This is a genomic window from Phenylobacterium sp. Root700 (genome assembly GCF_001429025.1).
Lineage (GTDB): Bacteria > Pseudomonadota > Alphaproteobacteria > Caulobacterales > Caulobacteraceae > Phenylobacterium.
This window is the reverse complement of record NZ_LMHT01000006.1, coordinates 29,123-50,852: the sequence shown is the minus strand read 5'-3', so window position 1 is coordinate 50,852 and position 21,730 is coordinate 29,123. Positions and strand designations below refer to the sequence as shown.

Here is a 21,730-nt window from a genome sequence, read left to right as displayed (position 1 = left end):
GCGAGGTCGAAAAGTGTCACGGATGTCTCCGAACACCCGTCACCGATGTCTCCGGTCTGAACAACTACGCAGGGGAGGAAAAGAAGCGGAGCCCTCGCCTACTCCGCCTGCGCGGCCTGGAACGCCGTCAGGCGCTCGTCGGCCAGGCGTTGGCGCTCGGCGCGCATCTCCGGGTCCCAGGAGTTGCGCGGCCCGACGAACAGGCCGCCATCGACCATCAGGTGCGTGCCGGTGACGAAGGCGCTTTCCTCCGAGGCGAAGAACAGCGCCGCATGGGCGATGTCCTCGGGCAGGCCCGGCTTTTCGATCGGCTGGGTGTCCGGCGCGCTCTGGGCCATGGTCTGCTTGACCATCCCGGCCATGCCCGGCGGCACCCGCTCGGGCGGGGTGAAGATGTTGGTCAGGATCAGGCCCGGGCAGATGGCGTTCACCCGGATGCGGTCGCGGGCCAGGTCCGCAGCCGCCACGCGGGTCAGGTGGATGACCCCGGCCTTGGCCACCGAATAGGCGATCGGCCCATAGCCCGCCTGGGTCCCGGCGATGGACGCGGTGTTGATGATCGAACCGCCGCCGCGCGCCTTCATGTGCGGAATGGCGTAGCGGATGCCCAACGCCACCGAGCGCAACAACAGATTGTGGCTGAAGTCCCAGGCCTCGCCGGTCATGTCCTCCATGCGGTTGGGGGAACCGCCGGCGCCGGCGTTGTTGAAGACGATGTCGAGACCGCCGAACCGGGCCGCTGCAGCGTCCATCAGCGCCTCGATCTGGCGCTCCTCCATCACGTCGCAGCGCTGGTAGGCGACGCTCCCATCGAACCGCGCGGCCAGGGCCGCGCCGGCCTGATCATCGATGTCGCCGACCATGACCTTCGCGCCCTGCGCGACGAAGACCTCGACGGCGCCGAGCCCGATCCCCGAACAGCCCCCGGTGATCACGGCGACCTTGCCCTTCAGACGACTCAACAGACCCTCCATACGCTGGCCGCGCCTCTATGGGCGCGCAGCCAAAATCATCGCCCAGGGACCTATTGGGCGCAACGCGGATTTCGAATGTTCGGTAGGTTCCGCCGCGTCCGCAAGGGGTCGAAACACCCTCACTCGGTAAGAAAATGCGGGTCCGTCAAAAAATATTGACGTCGCCAGCGTCGTACCACAAGTTCGAATAAACGCAGGATAGCGTTGAGCGGCAAGCCAATTGGGGAGGCGATTCAAGAATGAACCATAGAATCAAGCTGCTGTTGTCGAGCACAATCCTGGCGTGTTCCATTGGAACCGCGGCCTACGCACAGTCGTCAGGATCGAACATCATCGAGGAACTGGTGGTCACCGCGCAGAAGCGCGAGGAGAGCCTGCAGGACATTCCAGTCGCGGTTTCGGCCTATACCGACCAGACCCGCGACATCGTCGGGATCCGCTCGATCCAGGACTTCGCGACCTTCACGCCGGGCCTGTCGTTCAACGCCGGCACCGACCGGATGAGCCTGCGCGGCGTCGGCCGCCTGACCAATGTTCTGGGCTCCGATCCCGGCGTGGCGGTCTATGCCGACGGCTTCTACACCGCCTCCAACTCCGAGGCCTCCAAGAGCACCCTGTTCGTCGATCGGGTCGAAATCCTGCGAGGTCCGCAGGGCACCCTCTATGGCCGCAACTCCATCGGCGGCGCGATCAACGTGGTCTCCAAACGCCCGGAGGCGACCTTCGGCGGCGAGGTCCGCGGCACGCTCGGCAACTACAACCTCAAGCAGTTGGAAGGCGCCCTCTCGATCCCGATCACCGAGAGTCTGCGCACCAAGCTCGGCGGCCTCTGGACCAAGCAGGACGACGGCTATTTCAAGAACGCGGCCGGCAGCCCCAGCGAGGGCGGCGTCACCGACGACAGCTGGTTCGAGGCGCAGGTCGAGGCCGATATCGGCGAGAACGCCACCGCCTGGGTGCGTTACTCCACCTCCAACTGGGACCAGCGCGGCCGCAGCAGCAACTTGGTCTCGCCCTATTACGACACCGCCAACCCGGTCTTCATGGACGGCGACCCGAGGGGCGTGAACTCGTTCCTGCGGCCTGAAGCCCTGTTCCCGGCGGCGCTGTATCTCTATCCGACGCCGAACCCCGGCGTGAACGACCACCGCACCTTCTCGACCGACACGCCGGCGTCGCGAAAGCTGGATGACCAGCACCAGTTCGTGGCGGAGTTTTCCTGGAACCTGGGCGGGGCCGCGCTGAAATACATCGGCGGCTACAACCAGTACAAATTCACCCAGGTCACCGACTTCGACAACACCGCGCGGGTGTCCTATCCGACCCCAATCGTCGGGACGACCGTGTTCCCGAGCATCGTGGCCGAGTACATCGAGGACAAGAAATTCTGGAGCAACGAGCTCAATCTGAGTTCGACGGGCGATGGTCCGCTGCAATGGATCGTCGGCCTCTATTCCTATCGGGAGAAATTCCGCCAGCCGATCACCCTCTACGCCCCCGGCCAGGCGCAGATCGAGACCCCAAGGGTCGGCGTGGCGACGACGCCGGGCTTCCTGTTCCTGCCCGCCGCCCCGAACCCCGACCGCGTGGTCTTCCTGAGCTTCGGGGACCTCGACACCAAGGCGACCGCGGCCTTCGGCCAGGTCGACTACGCCTTCAGCGACAGCCTCAAGATCACCGCCGGGCTCCGCTATTCGAAGGACGAGAAGACCGCGCTGGAAACCTCGCGCCTGGTCTATTTCAACCCGCTCACCCTGGGCGCGGTCGGCGGCTCCATCGACGCCACCGCCGCCTCCGGCGGCACGGGGCCGGCCTCGCGCACCCTGAGCGGGGAATGGGACGCCTGGAGCGGGACGCTGGGGGCCGAATGGTCGCCCGACACCGACACCTTGGCCTATGTGAAATACAGCCGGGGCTACAAGTCGGGAGGCTTCAACCTCGGCGCCCTGGCCGTCCGCCCAGAGGTCGAGCCCGAGTTCCTGGACGCCTACGAATTCGGCTTCAAGAAGACCTTCGGCGCCACCCTGCAGACCAACGCCGCGCTGTTCTACTACAGGTACGACGGCGCCCAGGTGCCGGTCAGCGTGGTGCGCAATTCGGTGAACCAGTCGGAGTTCATCAACCTCGAGGAATCGCAGTCCATCGGCGCTGAACTCGAGGCGATCTGGGCCCCCACCGACCAGCTTCGGTTCATGCTGAACTACAGCTACCTGGACGCCACGATCGAAAAGGCCTGCTGCGTGGTCAATTCCGCCGACCTGCTGGCCAAGGACGTCAACGCCAATCCCTCCGGCCCGCTGATCGGCGGACGCCAGGGCCAGGACCTGTCAGGCAACAGCCTGCCCTCCTCGCCCAAGAACAAGCTGGCGCTCAACGGGACCTACCGGCTCGACTTCCAGCCAGGCGCCCTGACCCTGTCGGCGACCTATTCCTGGAAGGACAAGGTCAGCTACGGGATCTTCGACTATTCGCCGGAGATCGCCGACGCCCAGGACCAGCTCGACCTGCGCGCTGTATGGGCCGGGGCCGGCGATCGCTACACGATCATCGGCTACGTCAGGAACGTGTTCGACGAGGAGCTGCTGGACGGTATCGAGACCGGCCCGGCCAATGGCGGCTCGATGCGCACCCTCTACATGACCCCGCCGCGCACCTACGGGATCGAGCTTCAGTACCGCTTCTAGGCCTCGCCATCCCCATCAAGGGCGCACGGACCCCACGGTCCGCGCGCCTTTTTTGTCGCCCGGAATGTTTCGAGAACATCGATCGGAAAACCCTGCTGGCGCAGCAAATCCTTGCGCGCCAACGGATCATTTGTGTCCGGCCTGTCAGATCAAAGCCGTTGACGGTGGGGAAGCTGTCCCTCACGATTTAGCCAATTGATGTCGGGGCGGCCGCAATCTTCAAGGCTGCGGTCTGGCCCCGGAAAATAATGACAACTGCGCAGCATTTTTCGCGCGGCGGGAGGATTGGTTGGCCAACGGCTTTCATATGCCGAGTTCCGAGCGCGTGCGTCCGCGCTCCGCCGCCGTCCCGGCTCCCCAATTTCAAAGCGCCGGACTTCGGCGCACCTGGCCGACCCACGATTTCGGGCGCGGCCGGACGAGACTGAATTTCCATCGGAGCGATTCATGACCGCGACGGCCGCCGCCGCCGAACGACCGCCCTTGGCGTTTTCCACCAAGCTGCTCTACGCCGTGGGCTCCACCGCCAGCGCCATCAAGCTCCGGTCCCTCGGGACCTTCCTAATGATCTTCTACAATCAGGTGGTCGGCCTGGCGCCCCAGACCGTCACCCTGGTGCTGATGATCGCGTTGATCTTCGACGCCGTCATCGATCCCCTGGTCGGGCAGATCTCCGACAACTTCAAATCCAAGCTCGGCCGGCGCCACCCGTTCATGTACGCGGCCGCCATCCCGTTCTCGTTGGCTTTCTTCCTGCTCTGGAACCCGCCGGTCGGTTGGTCGGACCAGGCCTTGTTCGTCTATCTGCTGGTCTGCCTGCTGACGCTGCGGTTCTTCGACACCTTCTTCGAGCTGCCGCACAGCGCGCTCGCGCCCGAACTGGCCAAGAGCTACGACGACCGCACCAAGCTGATCTCGCTGAGGATGCTGTTCGGGGTGATCGGCGGGCTGGGCATGACCGTCCTGGCCTACCAGGTCTTCCTCAAGGAGAACCCGGACGGCACCGGCGGCGTCCTCGCCCGCGACGGCTACTTCTTCTATTCGCTGACCGCGGCGGCGCTGATCTTCGGCACCATCCTGCTCTCGACCCGCGGCACCCAGAGCCAGATCCCCTATCTGCGCGCCGCGCCCACCCGCCAGATCACCTTCAAGGCGATGGCCCGCGAGGTCAGCCAGACCCTCAACAACCGGGCCTTCGTGGTCGCGGCCCTGACCGGCATGTTCGTGGCCGTCGCCACCGGCGCCCGCAACGGCCTGGAGATCTATTTCGGGCTCTATTTCTGGGAGCTGACCCAGTCGCAGCTGGCGGCCCTGGTCACCATCAGCGTCGTCGGCGGCGCGATCGGCATGATCGCCTCGCCCCATGTCGCCAAGCGGCTGGGCAAGAAGTACGGCGCGATCTTCATGTACACCAGCGCCCTGACCATCGGGGTCGCCCCCGTCGTCCTGCGCCTGATGGGCCTGATGCCGGCCAACGGCACGCCCGAACTGTTCGCCATCCTGTTGGGCGAGACCCTGCTGAACACCATCTTCGCCGGCGGCACGGCCGTCTTGCTGGTTTCGATGGTCGCCGACGTGGTCGAGGACGCCGAGGTCAAGACCGGCCGGCGTTCCGAGGGCCTGCTGATGAGCGCCGACAACCTGGTGAAGAAGATGGTCTCCGGGGTCGGCGTGTTCATCTCCGGCACGATCCTGGCCTTCATCGGCTTCCCGGAGGACGCCAAGCGCGGCCAGGTCGATCCTGAGATCATCCAGGCCATGGGACTGATCTACCTGCCCACCATCGGGGTGCTGTTCGCCCTGGGCATCGCCTGCCTGTTCGCCTTCAACATCGACAAGACCAAGCACGAGGACAACCTGCGCCGCCTCAGCGAGCTAGCCGCCGCCGGCGAGACCGCAGGTGTGCTGGGCGGCGAAGACGCCGGCGCGACGACCCGCGTGACCGGCAGCGCCACGCCCCTTGGTTCCAAAGCTTAAAGAAAGCCGCCGACATGACCGCGACCGATTCCGCCGGCCTGCCGCCGCGCCCGCCGATCAATTTCAAGACCAAGGCCCTCTACGGCCTCGGAGCCTCCGCCAGCATCATCAAGCAGCGCGGGATCACCACCTTCCTGCTGCTGTTCTACAATCAGGTCGTGGGCCTGCCGCCGGCCATGGTGTCGACGGCGATCATGCTCGCCCTGGTCTTCGACGCCTTCGTCGATCCGCTGGTCGGCCAGATTTCCGACAACACCCGTAGCCGCTGGGGCCNCCCGCCGATCGGCTGGGAGCACGAAGCGCTCTTCGGCTACATGCTGGTCTGCCTGCTCACGATCCGGCTGTTCGACACCTTCTTCGAACTGCCGTCCTCGGCGCTGCTGGCCGAACTGACCTCGGACTACAACGAGCGCACCAGCATCATCGCCATCCGCTCGTTCTGCGGCGTCGCCGGCGGGCTGATCATGCAGCTGCTGGTCTATCAGGTGTTTCTCAAGAAGAACCCCGACGGGACCGGCGGCCTGCTCGAGCGTAGCGGCTGGGAGGTCTATTCGATCGTCGGGGCGATCACGATCTTCACGATCATCCTGATCTCGTCCTCGGCGACCCATCATCAGATCCCTTATCTGCGCAAGGCCCCGACCCGGAAGATCACCATTCCGGCCATGCTGCGCGAGGTCGGCGCCACCCTGAACAACCGCTCGTTCGTGGTGCTGGCCATCTCCGGCATGTTCATGAACGTGTCGCTGGGCCTGAAGACCGCGCTCGAGCTCTACTTCAATCTCTACTTCTGGGGCCTGACCCAGGGCCAGCTGGCGATCATGACCGTCACCGGCGTGCTCGCCAGCATCATCGGCGTCACCCTGGCGCCGATCATCGCCGGCAAGATCGGCAAGCGCTACGCGGCCATCACCATGTTCTTCGGCGCGGTGATCGCACTGCTGCTGCCCATCGGCCTGCGCATCATCGGCGTCATGCCCGCCAACGGCACCAACCTGCTGTTCGGCATCCTGATCCTCGACTTCATGGCCAACGGGATCATGGCGATCATGACCGGCGTCATGCTGCAGTCGATGATCGCCGACGTCGTGGAGGACAGCGAGGTCAAGACCGGGCGGCGCTCGGAGGGGCTGCTGTTCTCGGCCGACAACCTCTTCAAGAAGATCGTTTCCGGCGTCGGCGTCGGCGTCTCGGGCGTGCTGCTGACCTATGTCGCCTTCCCGCAGGGCGCCAAGCCTGGGGCGGTCGACCCCGACCTGCTGCGCAACCTGGCGCTCATCTACCTGCCGACCATCGGCGCCTTCTACGCCGTCGCGATCAGCTGCCTGTTCCTCTACAAGATCGACAAGTCGGTCCATGAAGAGAACCTGCGCATCCTGCAGGAAGGCGTTCTGGACGCCCGCACCACCGACGCCCAGATCGAAGCCGCCAGCCCCGCGGCGACCGGCCCGGCCGGCGATCTGAGCCCCGCGACCCCAAGGCCCTAGAGGTTCGGTGAACATCGCTCACCGAACCTCTTGCCAGCGCGCCATTCATACCGAATATTCGAACCCTGGGCGATCGAGGCGAAGACCTCGGCCCTGACGCACCGGGGAGGATGAGATGAGCAAGGCCCGCACGGCCGACGACGCCGATGGAGCGACCGCGCGGTTGAGCGTTCGCTCCAAGACCTTCTACGGTATTGGATCGGTGGCCTTCGGGGTCTCGATCCTTGGCCTCTCCTCGGCGGTGCTGCAGCCCTATCTCAACCGGGTGATCGGCCTGCCGGCGCTGTGGGTCGGGACGGCGATCATGCTGACCCTGATGCTCGACGCCTTCATCGACCCGGCCGTGGGCCAATGGTCGGACAAGCTGCGGACCAAGTGGGGCCGGCGCCACCCGTTCATGTACGCCTCCGCGCCTCTGGTGGCCGCCGCCTGTATCGGATTCTGGAACGCGCCGACCGACTGGCCCAAGGAGGCGCTCGGCGTCTATCTGATCGGCATGCTGGTCCTGCTGCGGATCTGCGTCAGCCTTTATGAGGTGCCGAGCCAGGCGCTCGCCCCGGAGCTGACCAGCGACTATCACCAGCGCACCAGCCTGTTCAGCTACCGGTTCTTCTTCGGAGTGATCGGCGGCTTCGGCATGAACGTGGTGCTCTACCAGTTCTTCCTCAGCCCCCAGAACGGCGGGATCCTGAACCGCGAGGCCTATGGCCACTACGGAATCCTGGCGGCCGTGGTGATGGCGATCTCGATCCTGGTTTCAGCCATCGGCACCCACCACCACATTCCGCGACTGGCGGTCCCGCCCCAGCGCCAGGTGAAACTGTCGCAGCTGCTCCGTGAGATCGGCGTCACCCTGTCCAACCGCTCCCTGGTGGTGGTGATGATCTCCGGCCTTTGCTCGGGGATCGCCACCGGCATGACCGGCGCGCTCAGCCAGTATTTCTATCTGGAGCTCTGGGGCCTGACGGCCTCGCACATCTCCTACCTCGCGCTGGCCTCGGTGCTGGCCTCGTTCGCCGGCATCGCCATCACCGGACCGGCGTCTCGGGCCTGGGGCAAGAAGAACGCGATGATCGGCCTGTTCGGCGTCGCCACCACCACCGCGGCCCTGCCCATCCTGCTGCGGCTGCTGGGCCTGATGCCGCCCAACAGCTCGCCCTGGGTGTTCACGATCCTCTGGATCGACGCCTTCGTCGCCACCACCCTGGCCATCGGCGGCTTCATCATCATCTCCTCGATGATCGCCGACGTGGTCGAGGACGCCGCCGTGGCGACCGGGGTCCGTTCGGAGGGGCTGCTGTTCGCCGCCAACGGCCTGCTGCCGAAGTTCACCGCCGGGATCGGCGTCTTCCTCAGCGGCGTATTGCTGACGGTCGTGGCCTTCCCGGTCGACGCCGCGGCGGGATCGGCGCCGCCGGAGGTCATGCGCCACCTGGCGCTGATCTACCTGCCGCTGACTTTCGCGGTGAACACCCTCTCGATCCTGGTGCTGATCTTCTACCGGATCGACAAGGACACTCACGAGCGGAACGTCGCCACGCTGGAGGCGGCCGCCACGATGGCCGAATAGCCCCGGCCACAACCTTCCGCTTCCCTCCGCCAGCCGGTCGCGTCTACAAATCAGGAAACCAACCCTGAGGAAACGCCGTGTCCGACAGCATACCAAAGGCTCAAACACCGGAGCGGCTAAGCGTCTCCACCAAGCTCTTCTACGGGTCTGGATCGGTCGCCTTCGGGGTCAAGGACCAAGGCTTCTCCTATCTCCTGCTGATCTTCTACAACCAGGTGGTCGGCCTGCCCTCGGCGACGGTCGGCCTGGCGATCATGATCGCCCTGATCGCCGACAGCTTCCTCGACCCGATCATGGGGCAGGTCTCCGACAACTGGCGCTCCAGATGGGGCCGCCGCCACCCGTTCATGTACGCCGCCGCCATACCGGTGGCGGTCTCCTACCTGCTGCTCTGGAACCCGCCGCTGAACTGGTCGCATGAGGCGCTGTTCGTCTACCTGATCGTGGTGGCGATCATCATCCGCAGCTTCATCACCATGTACGAGATTCCATCAGCCGCCCTGGCCCCGGAGCTGACCAGCGACTACGACGAGCGGACCAAGGTGCTGGCCTATCGGCACTTCTTCGCCTGGTTCGGCGGGCTGACCATGACGGTCCTGGCGCTGAAGGTCTTCCTCACCCCCGACGCCGAGAACCCGATCGGCCAGCTCAATCGGCACGGCTACCAGACCTACGCCTATGTCGCCTCGGCCGTCATGCTGGCCGCCATCGTGATCTCGTCGGTCGGCACCCACCGCCACATCGCCCGCTTCAAGATGCCGCCCCAGCGCAAGGTCTCCGTCGGCCAGCTCGCCAAGGAGATGTTCGGCACCCTGACGCACAAGTCCTTCCTGGTGCTGATGGGCGCGGGCCTGTTCAACGCCATGGCCGGCGGCCTGGTGCTGTCGCTGAACCTCTACTTCAACACCTATTTCTGGCAGCTTCCGTCGGGCCAGATCGCCATCCTGGCGATGGGCAACTTCATCTCGGCGGTCCTGGCCTTCGCGATGGCGGCCCCGCTGTCCAAGAAAATGGGCAAGAAGGCGGCGGCGCAGACCACCAAGATCTTGGCCTTCACGATCGCCGTCATCCCCATCAGCCTGCGGCTGCTGGGCGTGTTCCCGGCCAATGGCGACGGCGCGGTGCTGCCGCTGCTGTTCGTTCAGACCGTGTTCTCGACCGGCTTCACCATCACCTCGGCGATCCTGATCTCCTCGATGATCGCCGATGTGGTCGAGGATTCCGAACTGCGCACCGGCCGGCGCTCGGAGGGCCTGTTCTTCTCCGCCGCGGCCTTCATCTCCAAGGCCGTCTCCGGCGTGGGGATCTTCGCCTCCAGCATGATCCTGCTGGCCATCGGCTTCCCGCAGGGCGCCAAGCCCGGCCAGGTGAGCCAGGAGGTGGTGAACAATCTGGGCGTCGTTTACCTGGCGGTTCTCGCCGGGCTCTACGGCGCGGCCATTCTCTGCGTGTCGCTCTACCGCATCACCCGCGAGGGCCACGCCGAAAGCCTGCGCAAGCTGGCTGCGCAGGCTGAACTGGTCCAGGGCGGGGATGGTCCCGAGCGGATCGGCTGACGTCGATGGCGCGCCGGCCTGGCCGGCGCGCCAAGCACGTTACTTCGAGATCCGTAACGAATTGATGTCCTGGGCGATCGTGCGGAAAGCGATCTTCAGGTCCGCCCCGGTGCCGGGCAGATAGACGTTGGCGGGAGATGAGGCGCAGTTGCGCATCAGGTCGGCCACCCCAACCTCCGCGCCGACATCGAAGCCGACGGTGTAGAGAATGATCCCCTGCGCCTTCATGTTCGTGCAAAGCGAGCGCGCCTGCGCGAAGGGGTCGCCATTGGTCGCATCGCAGTTGATCCGGTCGGAGTTCTGACCAAAGCCGGAACTCTTGCTGTTCACCCCATTGCAATAGGCCGTGTTGAAGGCGCCGTCCGTCATCAGGATGACCACCTTCAGCGTCTGCGGCTGCGTGTAGGCCGCCGGCACGCTACCGTCGGGCCAAACGCCGTTCCACTTGGGAGAGACCATGTACCAACCCCAGGCCAGGCCGATCTGACCGGCGGTGGAGCCGTCCGAGTTGAGGCTGGTGATCTTGTCGATCAGCGTCTTCTTGGTGCTCGTAAGAGGAACGATCTCTCCAGAGTTACACCCGGTGTTGCTCGCCGGCGTCGTGCTCTCACCGCCCGCATAGTGCCGACCCACAAGGGCTGTCGTCGGAGCCACGTCCGTATAGGCTTCCGTTCCGATCCGCTCCGTCGCGCAGGGGCGGCCCCAGAAGCGCTTGGTCGAACCCGACACGTTTGTGAAGCTGTAAAGCTGGCAGCCGGCGGCGATACAGTAGGCCGTCCCGCCCGACGAATAGGCTGTGTATTTGGAGCTGTCGACGCCCGAAAGCTCGAAGCTGTCTCTCGTCACGCCAGAAACGGTGAACTCCTTGCCGTTCAACGCGCTCGTATTTTTCGACGCCTCCATGCCGCCAACTTTGTCGATGAACACCTTCTCGCCGTTGACCAGTCCGTGGTTCACTGACGTCACGACCGCCGGGGACGCTTTTGTGACGCCGGAGATTGCCGTGGGTTGCCGCAGCGCGCCGCGGGCCTTGTCAGCGTAGGCGCCCATATTGACCCCGACCGAATAGGGGACGAGGGCGACCTTCGTGTAATAGGGCACGAGCGGCGGTTGTTGATCCTTGACGACCAGGCCCACCAGGTCCTTGGCGGCGGCCCGCAGGTCGATCATGGAGGCGTTCATCGACCCGGTCGTATCGAGCACCAGGGCCACCTCGACATTGTTCGAGTTCCGCAGCACCTCGGATTCGGCCGCGAGGTCGGCCTTGGTCCAGAGTTGCGGCCCTACGCTGGGGGCGGTGACCGAGGCCGTGCCGACCAGCTTGATGCCGTCGAGCACGAAGTTGGAGGCGACCAGCGTCTGGCCTTCCGGCAATTTCAGGTTCGCCTTCAGGGCGGCGTCGCCGATGATCTTCAGATCGGCGCTGGTCGTCTTGTCGGACCGCGCGGCATAGAGCGTCGCGGTGTCCAAGGCGTCCTGCAACTGGGCCCGTTGGGTCGAGGACAGATAGACATCGACCAGCCCCAACGTCGCCGGCGCCAGCAGCAGCAGGCCGAACGCGAAGAACACGGCGGTCGCGCCCCGTTCGTCACGCAGGCCGCTCTTGAGCTTGACCAGAAGCCGCGCCTTCAGGCGCCCCAGCAGTCGATCGTCTTGTTTGATTTTCGTGTTCACGCCCGGAGCCCCGCTAGAGGAATCGGCCGGAGCTTCGCAGAGCAGAGTAAATGAAACAGGCGCCGGACAAGGTTAAAGTACAGCTTGTCCCCAGCCCGGCGCCTGATCGGCCTTACCAGCCGCAGTTCTCACCCTTGTTCTGGACGGTCAGCCAGGCGTTCAATGGCTGGAAGTAGTCGGCCACCGCGCTGGCGTCGGTGGTCTTCTCACCGGTGAACACCGCCATTTCCTCAGGCCAGGGCTTGGAGGCGCCCATCTCCAGCATGGCGTTGAACTTCTTGCCCATCTCCTTCTCGCCATAGACCGAGCAGCGATGCAGCGGGCCCTTCCAGCCGATCTGGCGGCAGGCCGCGCGGTGGAACTGGAACTGGTAGATGTGGGCCAGAAAGTAGCGGGTGTAGGGCGTGTTGCCGGGCACATGGTACTTCGCGCCCGGATCGAAGGCGTCGGCCGGGCGATCGCCGGGCGGGACCAGGCCCTGGTACTTCAGGCGCAGTTTCCACCAGGCCTCATTGTAGTGCTCGGGGTTCACCTCGCCGGAGAACACCTCCCAGCGCCAACGATCGACCATCAGGCCGAACGGCAGGAAGGCGATCTTGTCGAGCGCCATCTTCATCAGGAACGGGATGTCCTCGTCCGCGCCCGGCGCCTTATCCAGCAGCCCGATCTGCTGCAGGTAGGTGGGGGTCAGGGCCGACAGGCCGACGAAGTCGCCGATGGCCTCATGGAAGCCGTCGTTCGCCCCGTTCTTGAACAGGAACGGCTGATCCTTGTAGGCGCGCTGGTAGTAGTTGTGACCGAGCTCGTGGTGGACGGTGTAGAAATCCTCGCCGTTCACCTTGGTGCACATCTTGATGCGGATATCGTCGCGGTCGTCGAGGTCCCAGGCCGAGGCGTGGCAGACCACTTCGCGATCCTGCGGCCGGGTGATCATCGAGCGCTTCCAGAAGGTCTCCGGCAGCGGGGTCATCCCGATCGACGAATAGAAGTTCTCGCCGGTCTTCACCATCTTGAGCGGGTCGTAGCCCTTGGCGGTCAGCAGCTTGTCGAGGCTGTAGCTGGAGGTCGTCCCCTTGGGCTGAACCACGTCATAGACGTTGCCCCACTGCTGGGCCCACATGTTGCCCAGCAGGTCGGCCCGGATCGGTCCGGTGCGCTTCTGAACCGCGTCGCCGTACTTGTCGTTCAGCTGACCGCGCACGTAGCAGTGCAGGTTGCGGTAGAACGGCTCGACCTGCTTCCACAGCCGGTCGGTCTCGGCGGCGAAGGCGTCGGCGTCCATGTCGTAGTTGGACCGCCAGAGCGCGCCGGTGTCCTTGAAGCCGAGACCGCGCGCGCCCTCGTTGGAGAGGGCGGCGAACTTCACATAGTCGGGCTTGATCGGCTTGGCGATCGAGTGCCAGCCCTCCCACACCGCCTTCAGCTCGGCCGGATCGCGGCTCTCGGCCAGGATGTCCTCGGCGTCATTGAGGGTGAGGGTCTTGCCCTTGTACTGGAACTTGCCGCTGGAATAGGTCGAGTCCATGCGGGTGGTCAGGGTCGCCAGTTCCGCCGCCGCGCCGGGACGGTTGGGGGCCGGCGAGACCAGATAGAGCTTCAGCAGCTTCAGCTTGCGCGCGGTGACCGGATCGACAGCCACGCCGTCGTACTTGGCCGCCTCCATGGCGTAGCGGGTGACGAGCTCATTCTGCTCGCCGGTGGCCTTGGCCTCCAGCCACTGGGTGTCCTCGGTGATGTAGGTGGCGCGCACCCACGAGGACTTGGCGACATATTGATTGAAGGCCGCAAGGTCGGCCTCGGCCTTGTCGACAAAGGCCTTGGCCTCTGCCGGCGTCGGCTTGGCGCCTTGGGCGGCGGCCGGCGCGAAGGCCAGCAAAGCGACCGCCGTGGCGGCCAGCAATTGGGATTTCATGACGTGAGACGTCCCTGAGCGGAGAAATGCGGCCTGCGCCGCGCTGCCTGGGAAAGGAGCGTCCGGGACGGTCACCGTCAAGGTCTGGTGGTTAGGCGCGAGCCTCCGAGGCCGCCATGCGGATCGCACTCTCGACCGCCCGCTGGGCCGCCGATTGGCTCAAATCGAGACCCTGAGCGACGGTCTCGCCGTCCTCGTCAAAGATCCGCCAGGCCCAGCCGGCTTCGGCGTGGGCGAGGGAGTAGGCGAACGGAAGGTCCGTCATAAGCGCCTCCACAAATCCATGCTGCAATGCGGCATGTAGGTTTAATGACGACTCCAACGCCTGCGCGAGTCAAGCGTTGCGGAAAGTGCGGCGCAACACGAAAAATTTGATCGGAGCAAAATGCGGTCTTTCGCGCCCATGGACGGCCGCGACTTTCCGCAGCAATTCCCATGCCAGATCAACCCTCTGCGGACAGGTTGAAGGCCCGGGGGCGGGCGCTGCGGCGACACAGCTCCCCCTCAGGTCGTCATGGCCGGCCCCTTGCGCCGGCCAACCATAAACTCCGCGATTGGGGATCTGCTTGAACGTACCGTGCGTATGGATCCCCGAGACCAGAGCCCAGGGATGACGAGCTTGTGGGGAAGCCCCACCGATAACGCCACCGTCGATTGACAGCCGATACCTTTCGCGTCCCATCAGCGCTGCGACATTCTGTCAGTCGAGAGGGGCTCAGCTTGAGCGAAGAGACGCCGAACACGGGCGCGCCGGCGCCCCGCCAGGGCTGGTTGGCCAAGGTTCGCGGCAGCCGCATTCCAGGCATGGTGGCCGCGGGCCTGCTGGTCGCGGCCTTCGGCGGCGGCTTCCTGGCGGCCAAGGGGATCGACGGGCTGTCGCTCGCCAAACCCGAGGCTGGCGCCCAGCTGGAACCCGGCGCCAAGGGCTGGTCGCTGTTTGGAAAACCCCGCGCGGCCGGCGCCGCGCGTCGCGGCATTCCCAAGCCCGAGGGCTTCGCCGTCTGGCGCCACCGCATCGACACCAGCCGCGCCGAGCCGCAGGCCTGCGTCGAGCTGACCCGCCCGCTCGACCCTTCCAAATCCTACGCCGACTTCGTGCTGGTTTCGCCGGACCTCGGCTCCAGCCCCGCCGTCTCGGTGAAAGGCGCCGAGCTCTGCGTGGCCGGGACCGGTTTCACCGACCGCCGCGTCACCCTGCTGAAGGGTCTGCCCGCCAAGGGCGGCGAGACTCTGGCCGCCAACGCCGACATCGATTTCACCTTCGGCGAGAAGCCGCCCTATGTCGGCTTCGCCGGCGAGGGCGTGATCCTGCCGCGCGAGGACGCCGACGGCATCGGCGTCGAAACCGTCAATGTCAGCCGCCTGCAGGTCGAGGTCTGGCGCGTCGTCGACCGCAACCTGGTCCGCAAGTCGATCAGCGCGCCCGATCCCACCGGCGAGGGCCAGTACGCCGACGACTACGGCTCCGACAGCCCCGACGACGAGGGCCGCGTGGTCTGGAAGGGCGAGCTCCCGGTGACCGCCCAGGGCGCGGGCGAGCGCACCACCACCGTCTTCCCGCTCGGCGCGGTGCTGAAGGAGATGAAGCCCGGCGCTTACGTGATCAAGGTTCGCGACGCTTCCGGCGGGCGGGCGATCAAGGCCGACAGCGACGGTTACGATCCCAATCCCCCGGCCCAGGCCCGGCGCTGGGTGGTGTTCACCGACATGGCGCTGCTGGCCTATGACGGCTCCGAGGCGCTGGACGTCGTGGTCCGCTCGCTGAAGACCGCCAAGGTGATGGCCGGCGTCCGCGTGACCCTGGTCGCCCGCAACGGCGAGGACCTGGCCGAGTCCAGGACCGACGCCCAGGGGCGCGTGCGCTTCGACCGCCCGCTGCTGGACGGCGAAGGCGCGGCCGACGCCAAGATGGTGATGGCCTATGGGGCCGAAGGCGACTTGGCGGTGCTGGATCTCGACCGCGCGCCGGTCGATCTCTCGAAACAAGGCATCGGCGGCCGCACCGACGAAGCGGCCGGCACGTCGGGCCGCTCGGTCGCCTCGGCGGTCGACGGCTATCTCTACGCCGACCGCGGCATCTACCGGCCCGGCGAGACCGTGCACCTGAACGCCCTGCTCCGCGACCGCGAGGCCAAGGCGGTGAAGGACCGCAAGGGCGTCATCATCGTGCGCCGCCCCTCCGGCGTGGAGTTCAAGCGCTATCCGTTCGACGGCGCGCCGACCGGCGCGATCGCCACCGACATCGCCCTGCCCAAGAGCGCGCCGCGCGGCCGCTGGAGCGCCCGGCTGGAAATCGACGGCCTGGACAAGCCGGCCGGCGACCTCTCGTTCTCGGTCGAGGACTTCGCCCCGCAACGACTGGCGGTCACCACCGTCGGCCAGGACCAGATCCCGCTGAAGGGCGGCGAGACCCGCAAGATCGACGTCACCGCCCGCTTCCTCTACGGCGCGGCCGGCGCGGGCCTGCAGACCCAGGGCGAGGCGCGGCTGCGCGTCGACCCCAATCCCTTCCCGCAGTTCGAAGGCTATGAGTGGGGCGACCAGCGCCAGCCCTTCGAGGAGAAATTCCTCGAGATCGGCCAGACCGTCACCGACGGCGACGGCCGCGCGGTCCTGGCGCTATCGTCCGAAGAGGCTGGCGACACCGCCCAGCCGCTGCTGGCGGTCTTCACGGCCAGCGTCTTCGAACCCGGCGGACGGCCGGTGCGCGAGGGACTGAACCTCAAGGTCCGCACCAAGCCCGTCTATCTGGGCGCCAAGATCGAACAGGGCGACGCGCCGAACGGCGGCGACCCGACCGTCTCGGTGGACCTGATCGCCGCCAACGCCGCCGGCCAACGCATCGCGGCCAACGGCGCCACCTACAACCTGATCGCCGAGAACTGGGACTATGACTGGTTCCAGCAGGACGGCCGCTGGCAGTGGCGGCGGACCAGCCGCGACGTGGTCGTGGCGCGCGGGACGATCAACATCGCCGCCGGCCAGCCGGCCCGCATCTCGCGGCGCCTCGGCTGGGGCGACTATCGCCTCGAACTGACCGGACCGGGCGGCGCCAAGAGCGTCATCCGCTTCGCCTCCGGCTGGGGTTCGCCCGCCAAGGACGTCGAAGCCCCCGACTTCGTGCGCGTCAGCGCCGGGACCAAGGCCTACGCCCAAGGCGACACCGTCGAGATCACCCTGAAGCCGCCCTATGCCGGCGAGGCCCAGGTGGCCGTGGCCACCGACCGCCTGATCGACTTCAAGACCGTCACCATCGGCAAGGACGGAGCCACCGTGCGCCTGAAGACCAGCGCCGCCTGGGGCGGCGGGGCCTATGTCCTGGTCAGCGTCGTGCAGCCGCGCGACCCGGTCGCCTCGCCCAAGCCGCGACGGGCCCTGGGCCTCGTCTATGTGCCGCTCGATCCCAAGGACCGGAAGCTCACAGTCGAACTGAACACCCCGGCCAAGGTCGATTCCAAGGCCATGCTGGAAGTGCCGATCACCATCAAGGGCGCCGGGTTCGGCGGCCGCGCGCGGGTGACCCTGGCGGCGGTCGATGAAGGCATCCTGCAGCTGACCAAGTTCCAGAGCCCCGATCCGGTGAAGTGGTACTTCGGCAAGCGGGCCCTGAGCCTCAACTACCGCGACGACTACGGCCGCCTGCTTGACCCCAACCTGGGCGCGCCGGCCAATGTCAGCTTCGGCGCCGACGGCATCGGGGGCGAGGGCCTGACGGTGACGCCGATCAAGACGGTCGCCCTGTGGTCGGGGATCGTCGAGACCGGCCTGGACGGCAAGGCGGTGATCAAGCTGGCAGCGCCGGAGTTCAATGGCGAACTGCGGCTGATGGCCGTGGCCTGGACCGACACCGCCGTCGGCTCGGCCTCCAAGCCGCTGACCGTACGCGAACCGGTGGTGACCGAACTGTCCCTGCCCCGCTTCCTGGCGCCGGGCGACAAGGCGTTCGCGACGCTGGAGCTGCACAATCTGGAAGGCAAGGTCGGCGCCTACATCGCCGAGCTGACCTCCCAGGGCGGCGTCCTCGCGCCGTTCAAGAAGGCCTTCCAACTGGCGCTCGGCCAGCGCATCGCCGAGCGGATCGCCTTCGACGCCCCGACCCGCGCCGGTATCGGCAAGATCGGCTTCAAGGTCAGCGGCCCTGGCTTCACCACCGCCCGCGACTATCCGATCCAGACGCGGCTGGGCTGGAGCCCGATCACCCGCACCACCTATGATCTGCAACAATCAGGCGCCGCTTATACCCCCGCCCCCGGCCTGCTGGCCGGGCTGGCGGCGGGCGACGTCACCCTGCAGGTCAGCTACTCCCCGTTCCGCGGCTTCGACCCCGGCCCCATCGCGGTGGCGCTGTCGCGCTATCCCTATGGCTGCACCGAGCAGACGGTCTCGGCCGCCTACCCCCTGCTCTACGCCCGCGAGGTCTCGGCCGATCCCAAGGTGCGACGGTCCTCGGCGGCGCTGAACGGCGCGGTCGGGCGGCTGCTGGATCGCCAGACCCTGGACGGGGCCTTCGGCCTCTGGAGGGTCGGCGACGGCGAGGCCGATCCCTGGCTGGGCGCCTATGTCACCGACTTCCTGATCGAGGCGCAGAAGGCCGGCGCCCCGGTGCCGCAGGAAGCCATCGACCGCGCGCTGTCGGCCATGCGCCAGGTGTCGCGCCCCGAGGGTTGGGCCTNCACCGAGGCGATGCGCAGCCGCGCCTCGGCCTATGCGCTCTACGTGCTGGCCAAGGGCGGCCGCGGCGACCTCGCCCGGCTGCGCTGGTGGCACGACGTGCAGATGAAGAACGAGGACTCAGCCCTGGCCAAGGCCCAGGTCGGCGCCGGCCTGGCCCTGATGGGCGATAAGGCCCGCGCCCGCTCGGCCCTGCGCCAGGCGGTCCGCTCGCTCGGCTATCGCGAGGACAGCGACTGGTATCAGAGCCCGCTGCGCGATCTCGCCGCCGTCGTGGCCCTGGCCTATGAGGCCGGCGAGACCGATATCGCCCGCGGCCTCCAGAGCCGCCTCGAGAACGCCGTGAAGGACCCGGACTCGCTCAACACCCAGGAACAGGCGCGCCTGCTGCAAGCCGCCCACTGGATGCTGAAGACCGCCGGCGCCATCAAGATCGACGCCAAGGGCGCCAACCCGCTCAGCGCCGCCGGCGGCGCCCCGCGCTGGGCGGTCGGCAAGCTGGCGGAGGCCGGGTTCGTCAACGCCGGCAAGGGCGCCCTGTGGCGCACCGTCACCGTCACCGGCACGCCGGTCGCCGCGCCGCCCGCCGAGGAGAACGGCCTGACGCTGTCCAAGCGTCTGGTCGGCTTCTCCGGCGGCTCGGTGGACGCCGGGAGCCTCAACCAGGGCGACCGGGTGATCGTGGTGGTGTCAGGCCGCTCGGCCCAGGCGCGGGCGATGGCGCTGGTGGTGGACGATCCGCTGCCGGCCGGCTTCGAGATCGAGACCGTGCTTGGTCCCGACGACGCCCAGAGCGGGCCGTTCAAGTTCCTCGGCGAACTGTCCAGCGCCGACGTTCAGGAAGCGCGCGACGACCGCTATGTCGCGGCCATGGACCTGGCCGGCAAGTCCAGCTTCACCTTCGCCTATGTGGCGCGAGCGGTGACGCCGGGCGACTTCCTGCTGCCGGGCGCCCAGGCCCGCGACATGTACCGCCCAAGCCTGAACGCCCGCACCGCCGCCGAGCGCACGGTGATCGCGCCCGGCCAATGAGTGAGGAGAGCAGATCCTCCCCCGCTGGGGGAGGTGGCGCGCGCAGCGCGACGGAGGGGGCTCTGGGGCAGAAGTCAAAGTCCCCCTCAATCGGCTCCGCCGACAGCTCCCCCAATGGGGGAGCATCCGGGCGCGTGCGCTTCATCACGCTTGGTCTGATCGGCCTGCTGTCGGCGCAGGTGGCGGTGTTCACCCTCGACGCGCTGTTCCCGCCCGACATGAGCCGCGCCGGGCGGTCCTCGCCGGTCGCCCTCGACCGGCGAGGCGCGTGGCTGCGCGCCCTGCCTGTGGAGGACGGGCGCTGGCGGATCCGCGCTGATCTCCATCGCACCGACACCACCTTCACCAAGCGGTTGATCCGCATCGAGGACGCCCGCTTCTGGCTGCATCCCGGCGTCGACCTCCTGGCGGTCATCCGGGCGGCGGGATCGGCGGCGACATCCGGGCGCGTGACGTCCGGCGCCTCGACGCTCACCATGCAGACCGCCCGCCTGCTGGAGCCGCGCCCCCGCACCTTGCCGGCCAAGCTGATCGAGATGGTCCGAGCGGTGCAGCTGGAAGCGCGGCTCTCCAAGCGCGAGATCCTGGCGCTCTACCTGACGCTCGCCCCCTATGGCGGCAACCTGGAGGGCGTGCGCGCCGCCAGCCTCTCCTATTTCGGCCATGAGCCCGAGACCCTGACGGCCGGCGAACAGGCCCTGCTGATCGCCCTGCCGCAGTCGCCGGAGGCCCGCCGTCCCGACCGCCGCCCCGAGGCCGCCCGCGCCGCAAGACGGCAGGTGCTCGACAAGATGATCCGCATGGGCGCCCTGACCGAGGTCGCCGCCGCCGAGGCGCAGGACGAACCCCTGCCGGGCCGCGCGCCGTTCCCGGCCATGGCCTGGCATGTGGCCGGCGAACTGGCCCGCGCCGCGCCGGCTTCCCAAGCCTCGGTGGTCTCGACCATCGACGCGGGCCTGCAATCAAGGCTGGAGCCGCTAGCCGCCCAGGTCGCCCGCGCCCAAGGACCGGAAGCCACCGCCGCCATCCTGGTGGTCGAGATCGAGACCCGCGCCGTCCGCGCCGCCGTCGGCTCGGGCGGGCTTCAACGCCCCGGCGGCTGGATCGACATGACCCGGGCCGTGCGGTCGCCCGGCTCGGCGCTGAAGCCCTTCATCTACGCCTTCGCCTTCGACGACGGCATCGCCGCGCCGGATACGGAGATCGAGGACGCCGCCCGCCGGTTCGGCGACTACCAGCCGGAAAACTTCGACCGCGTGTTTCGCGGCAAGGTCACGGCCCGCGAGGCCCTGACCAATTCGCTGAACGTCCCGGCGGTGGAGTTGCTGGACAAGGTCGGCCCTGGCGCCTTCGAGGCCCGCGTCGATGCGGTCGGCGTCAATCTGATCCGGCCCAGGGCCCAGACCCGGTCGGCGGGCCTGGCCCTGGCGTTGGGCGGGGTCGGCATCACCCTGCGCGACCTGGCGGTGCTCTACGCCGCGCTCGGCGACGGCGGCGTCGCCAAGCCGCTGGCCTGGACGGAAGTTGAGGCCGAGCGCCGCAAGCATCAGGGCGGACGGCGGCTGATGCGCGCCGAGGCCGCGACCCAGGTGCTGGACATCCTGCGCGAAACTCCGCCCCCGGCCGGATCGACCCCTGCGGCCCTGACCAAGGGCCGACCGGTAATGGCCTTCAAGACCGGCACCTCCTACGGCTTTCGCGACGCCGTGGCCGCGGGCGTGATCGGACCCTATGTGATCGTGGTCTGGACCGGCCGCGCCGACGGCGGCGCGCGCGGCGGCCTGACCGGCCGCGACGCCGCCCTGCCCCTGTTGTTCGACGCCGCCGACCTGATCGACGCCCCGCCCTCGGCCCCGCGCCCGATCGCGCCCCGCGCCGCGCCGCAGGCCCTGGCCAAGTTGGAACAGCGCAACGAAGGCCCGCGTCTGATCTTCCCGCCGAACGGCTCAAGCGTGCAGGTCGAAGCCTTCGGCCCCACCTCTCGCGGCCTGGCCCTGGCGGCCGGCGGCGAAAATCTGTCGTGGTACGTGGCGGGCCAGCCGCTGACGCCGGACCCGGTCAGCGGCCGGGTGATCTGGCGGCCAAAGGGGCCGGGATTCTACCCGATCACCGTCGTCGATGGGCAGGGCCGCAAGGCAACGGCGCGCGTTCGGATCAAGGGGTAGCGCTGCGCGAAGATCCTCCCCCGCTGGG

Annotated in this window: 11 protein-coding genes and 2 pseudogenes; 9 read left to right on the top strand and 4 right to left on the bottom strand. The window is 67.3% G+C overall.

Translation table 11 applies throughout. The features are described 5' to 3' along the window. Positions 1-98: 98 nt before the first annotated feature. Complete coding sequence (locus tag ASE02_RS02235) at positions 99-962, bottom strand: SDR family NAD(P)-dependent oxidoreductase (protein WP_235536577.1); 864 nt, start codon at positions 960-962, stop codon at positions 99-101. Positions 963-1,213: 251 nt separating this feature from the next. Between ASE02_RS02235 and ASE02_RS02230 the strand changes: the two genes are divergently transcribed. The 6 genes and pseudogenes from ASE02_RS02230 to ASE02_RS02210 all read left to right on the top strand — a co-directional run bounded on the left by ASE02_RS02230 (position 1,214) and on the right by ASE02_RS02210 (position 10,248). Next, positions 1,214-3,658: a TonB-dependent receptor gene (locus ASE02_RS02230; RefSeq protein WP_056730729.1), complete on the top strand. Its 2,445-nt coding sequence runs from the start codon at positions 1,214-1,216 to the stop codon at positions 3,656-3,658. Positions 3,659-4,105: 447 nt separating this feature from the next. After that, positions 4,106-5,635, top strand: coding sequence for an MFS transporter (locus ASE02_RS02225; RefSeq protein WP_056730727.1), 1,530 nt, complete (start codon positions 4,106-4,108; stop codon positions 5,633-5,635). Between the two features lie 14 nt (positions 5,636-5,649). After that, positions 5,650-5,908: pseudogene (locus ASE02_RS23285) on the top strand (MFS transporter); the annotation flags it as partial. Position 5,909: 1 nt separating this feature from the next. Continuing rightward, the coding region (locus ASE02_RS23280; RefSeq protein WP_369818510.1) for an MFS transporter at positions 5,910-7,122 on the top strand (1,213 nt) is incomplete at its 5' end. Positions 7,123-7,237: 115 nt separating this feature from the next. After that, complete coding sequence (locus tag ASE02_RS02215) at positions 7,238-8,692, top strand: MFS transporter (protein WP_056730723.1); 1,455 nt, start codon at positions 7,238-7,240, stop codon at positions 8,690-8,692. A 77-nt stretch (positions 8,693-8,769) separates the two neighbouring features. After that, positions 8,770-10,248, top strand: coding sequence for an MFS transporter (locus ASE02_RS02210; protein WP_056730721.1), 1,479 nt, complete (start codon positions 8,770-8,772; stop codon positions 10,246-10,248). A 39-nt stretch (positions 10,249-10,287) separates the two neighbouring features. Here ASE02_RS02210 and ASE02_RS02205 read toward each other — a convergent pair whose 3' ends face one another. The 3 genes from ASE02_RS02205 to ASE02_RS22205 form a co-directional block, all read right to left on the bottom strand. Further along, on the bottom strand, positions 10,288-11,922 hold the full coding sequence (locus ASE02_RS02205; protein WP_056730719.1) for a TadE/TadG family type IV pilus assembly protein: 1,635 nt from the start codon (positions 11,920-11,922) through the stop codon (positions 10,288-10,290). A 112-nt stretch (positions 11,923-12,034) separates the two neighbouring features. Further along, positions 12,035-13,834, bottom strand: a complete 1,800-nt coding sequence (locus ASE02_RS02200; protein ID WP_056730717.1) for a M2 family metallopeptidase — start codon at positions 13,832-13,834, stop codon at positions 12,035-12,037. Positions 13,835-13,925: 91 nt separating this feature from the next. After that, entirely contained in the window at positions 13,926-14,099 is a 174-nt protein-coding gene (locus tag ASE02_RS22205; RefSeq protein ID WP_156405883.1) for a hypothetical protein, read from the bottom strand. A 539-nt stretch (positions 14,100-14,638) separates the two neighbouring features. Here ASE02_RS22205 and ASE02_RS02195 point away from each other — a divergent pair. From ASE02_RS02195 to pbpC, 3 genes and pseudogenes are all read left to right on the top strand, one after another. Then, positions 14,639-18,506, top strand: a pseudogene (locus ASE02_RS02195) (alpha-2-macroglobulin); the annotation flags it as partial. A gap of 11 nt (positions 18,507-18,517) precedes the next feature. Beyond that, on the top strand, positions 18,518-19,537 hold the full coding sequence (locus ASE02_RS22805) for a hypothetical protein (protein WP_369818511.1): 1,020 nt from the start codon (positions 18,518-18,520) through the stop codon (positions 19,535-19,537). 134 nt (positions 19,538-19,671) lie between these two features. Further along, positions 19,672-21,702 carry a penicillin-binding protein 1C gene (gene pbpC, locus ASE02_RS02190; protein ID WP_056730715.1) on the top strand — a complete coding sequence of 677 codons (2,031 nt, stop codon included), beginning with the start codon at positions 19,672-19,674 and terminating at the stop codon, positions 21,700-21,702. The last annotated feature ends 28 nt before the right edge of the window (positions 21,703-21,730 follow it).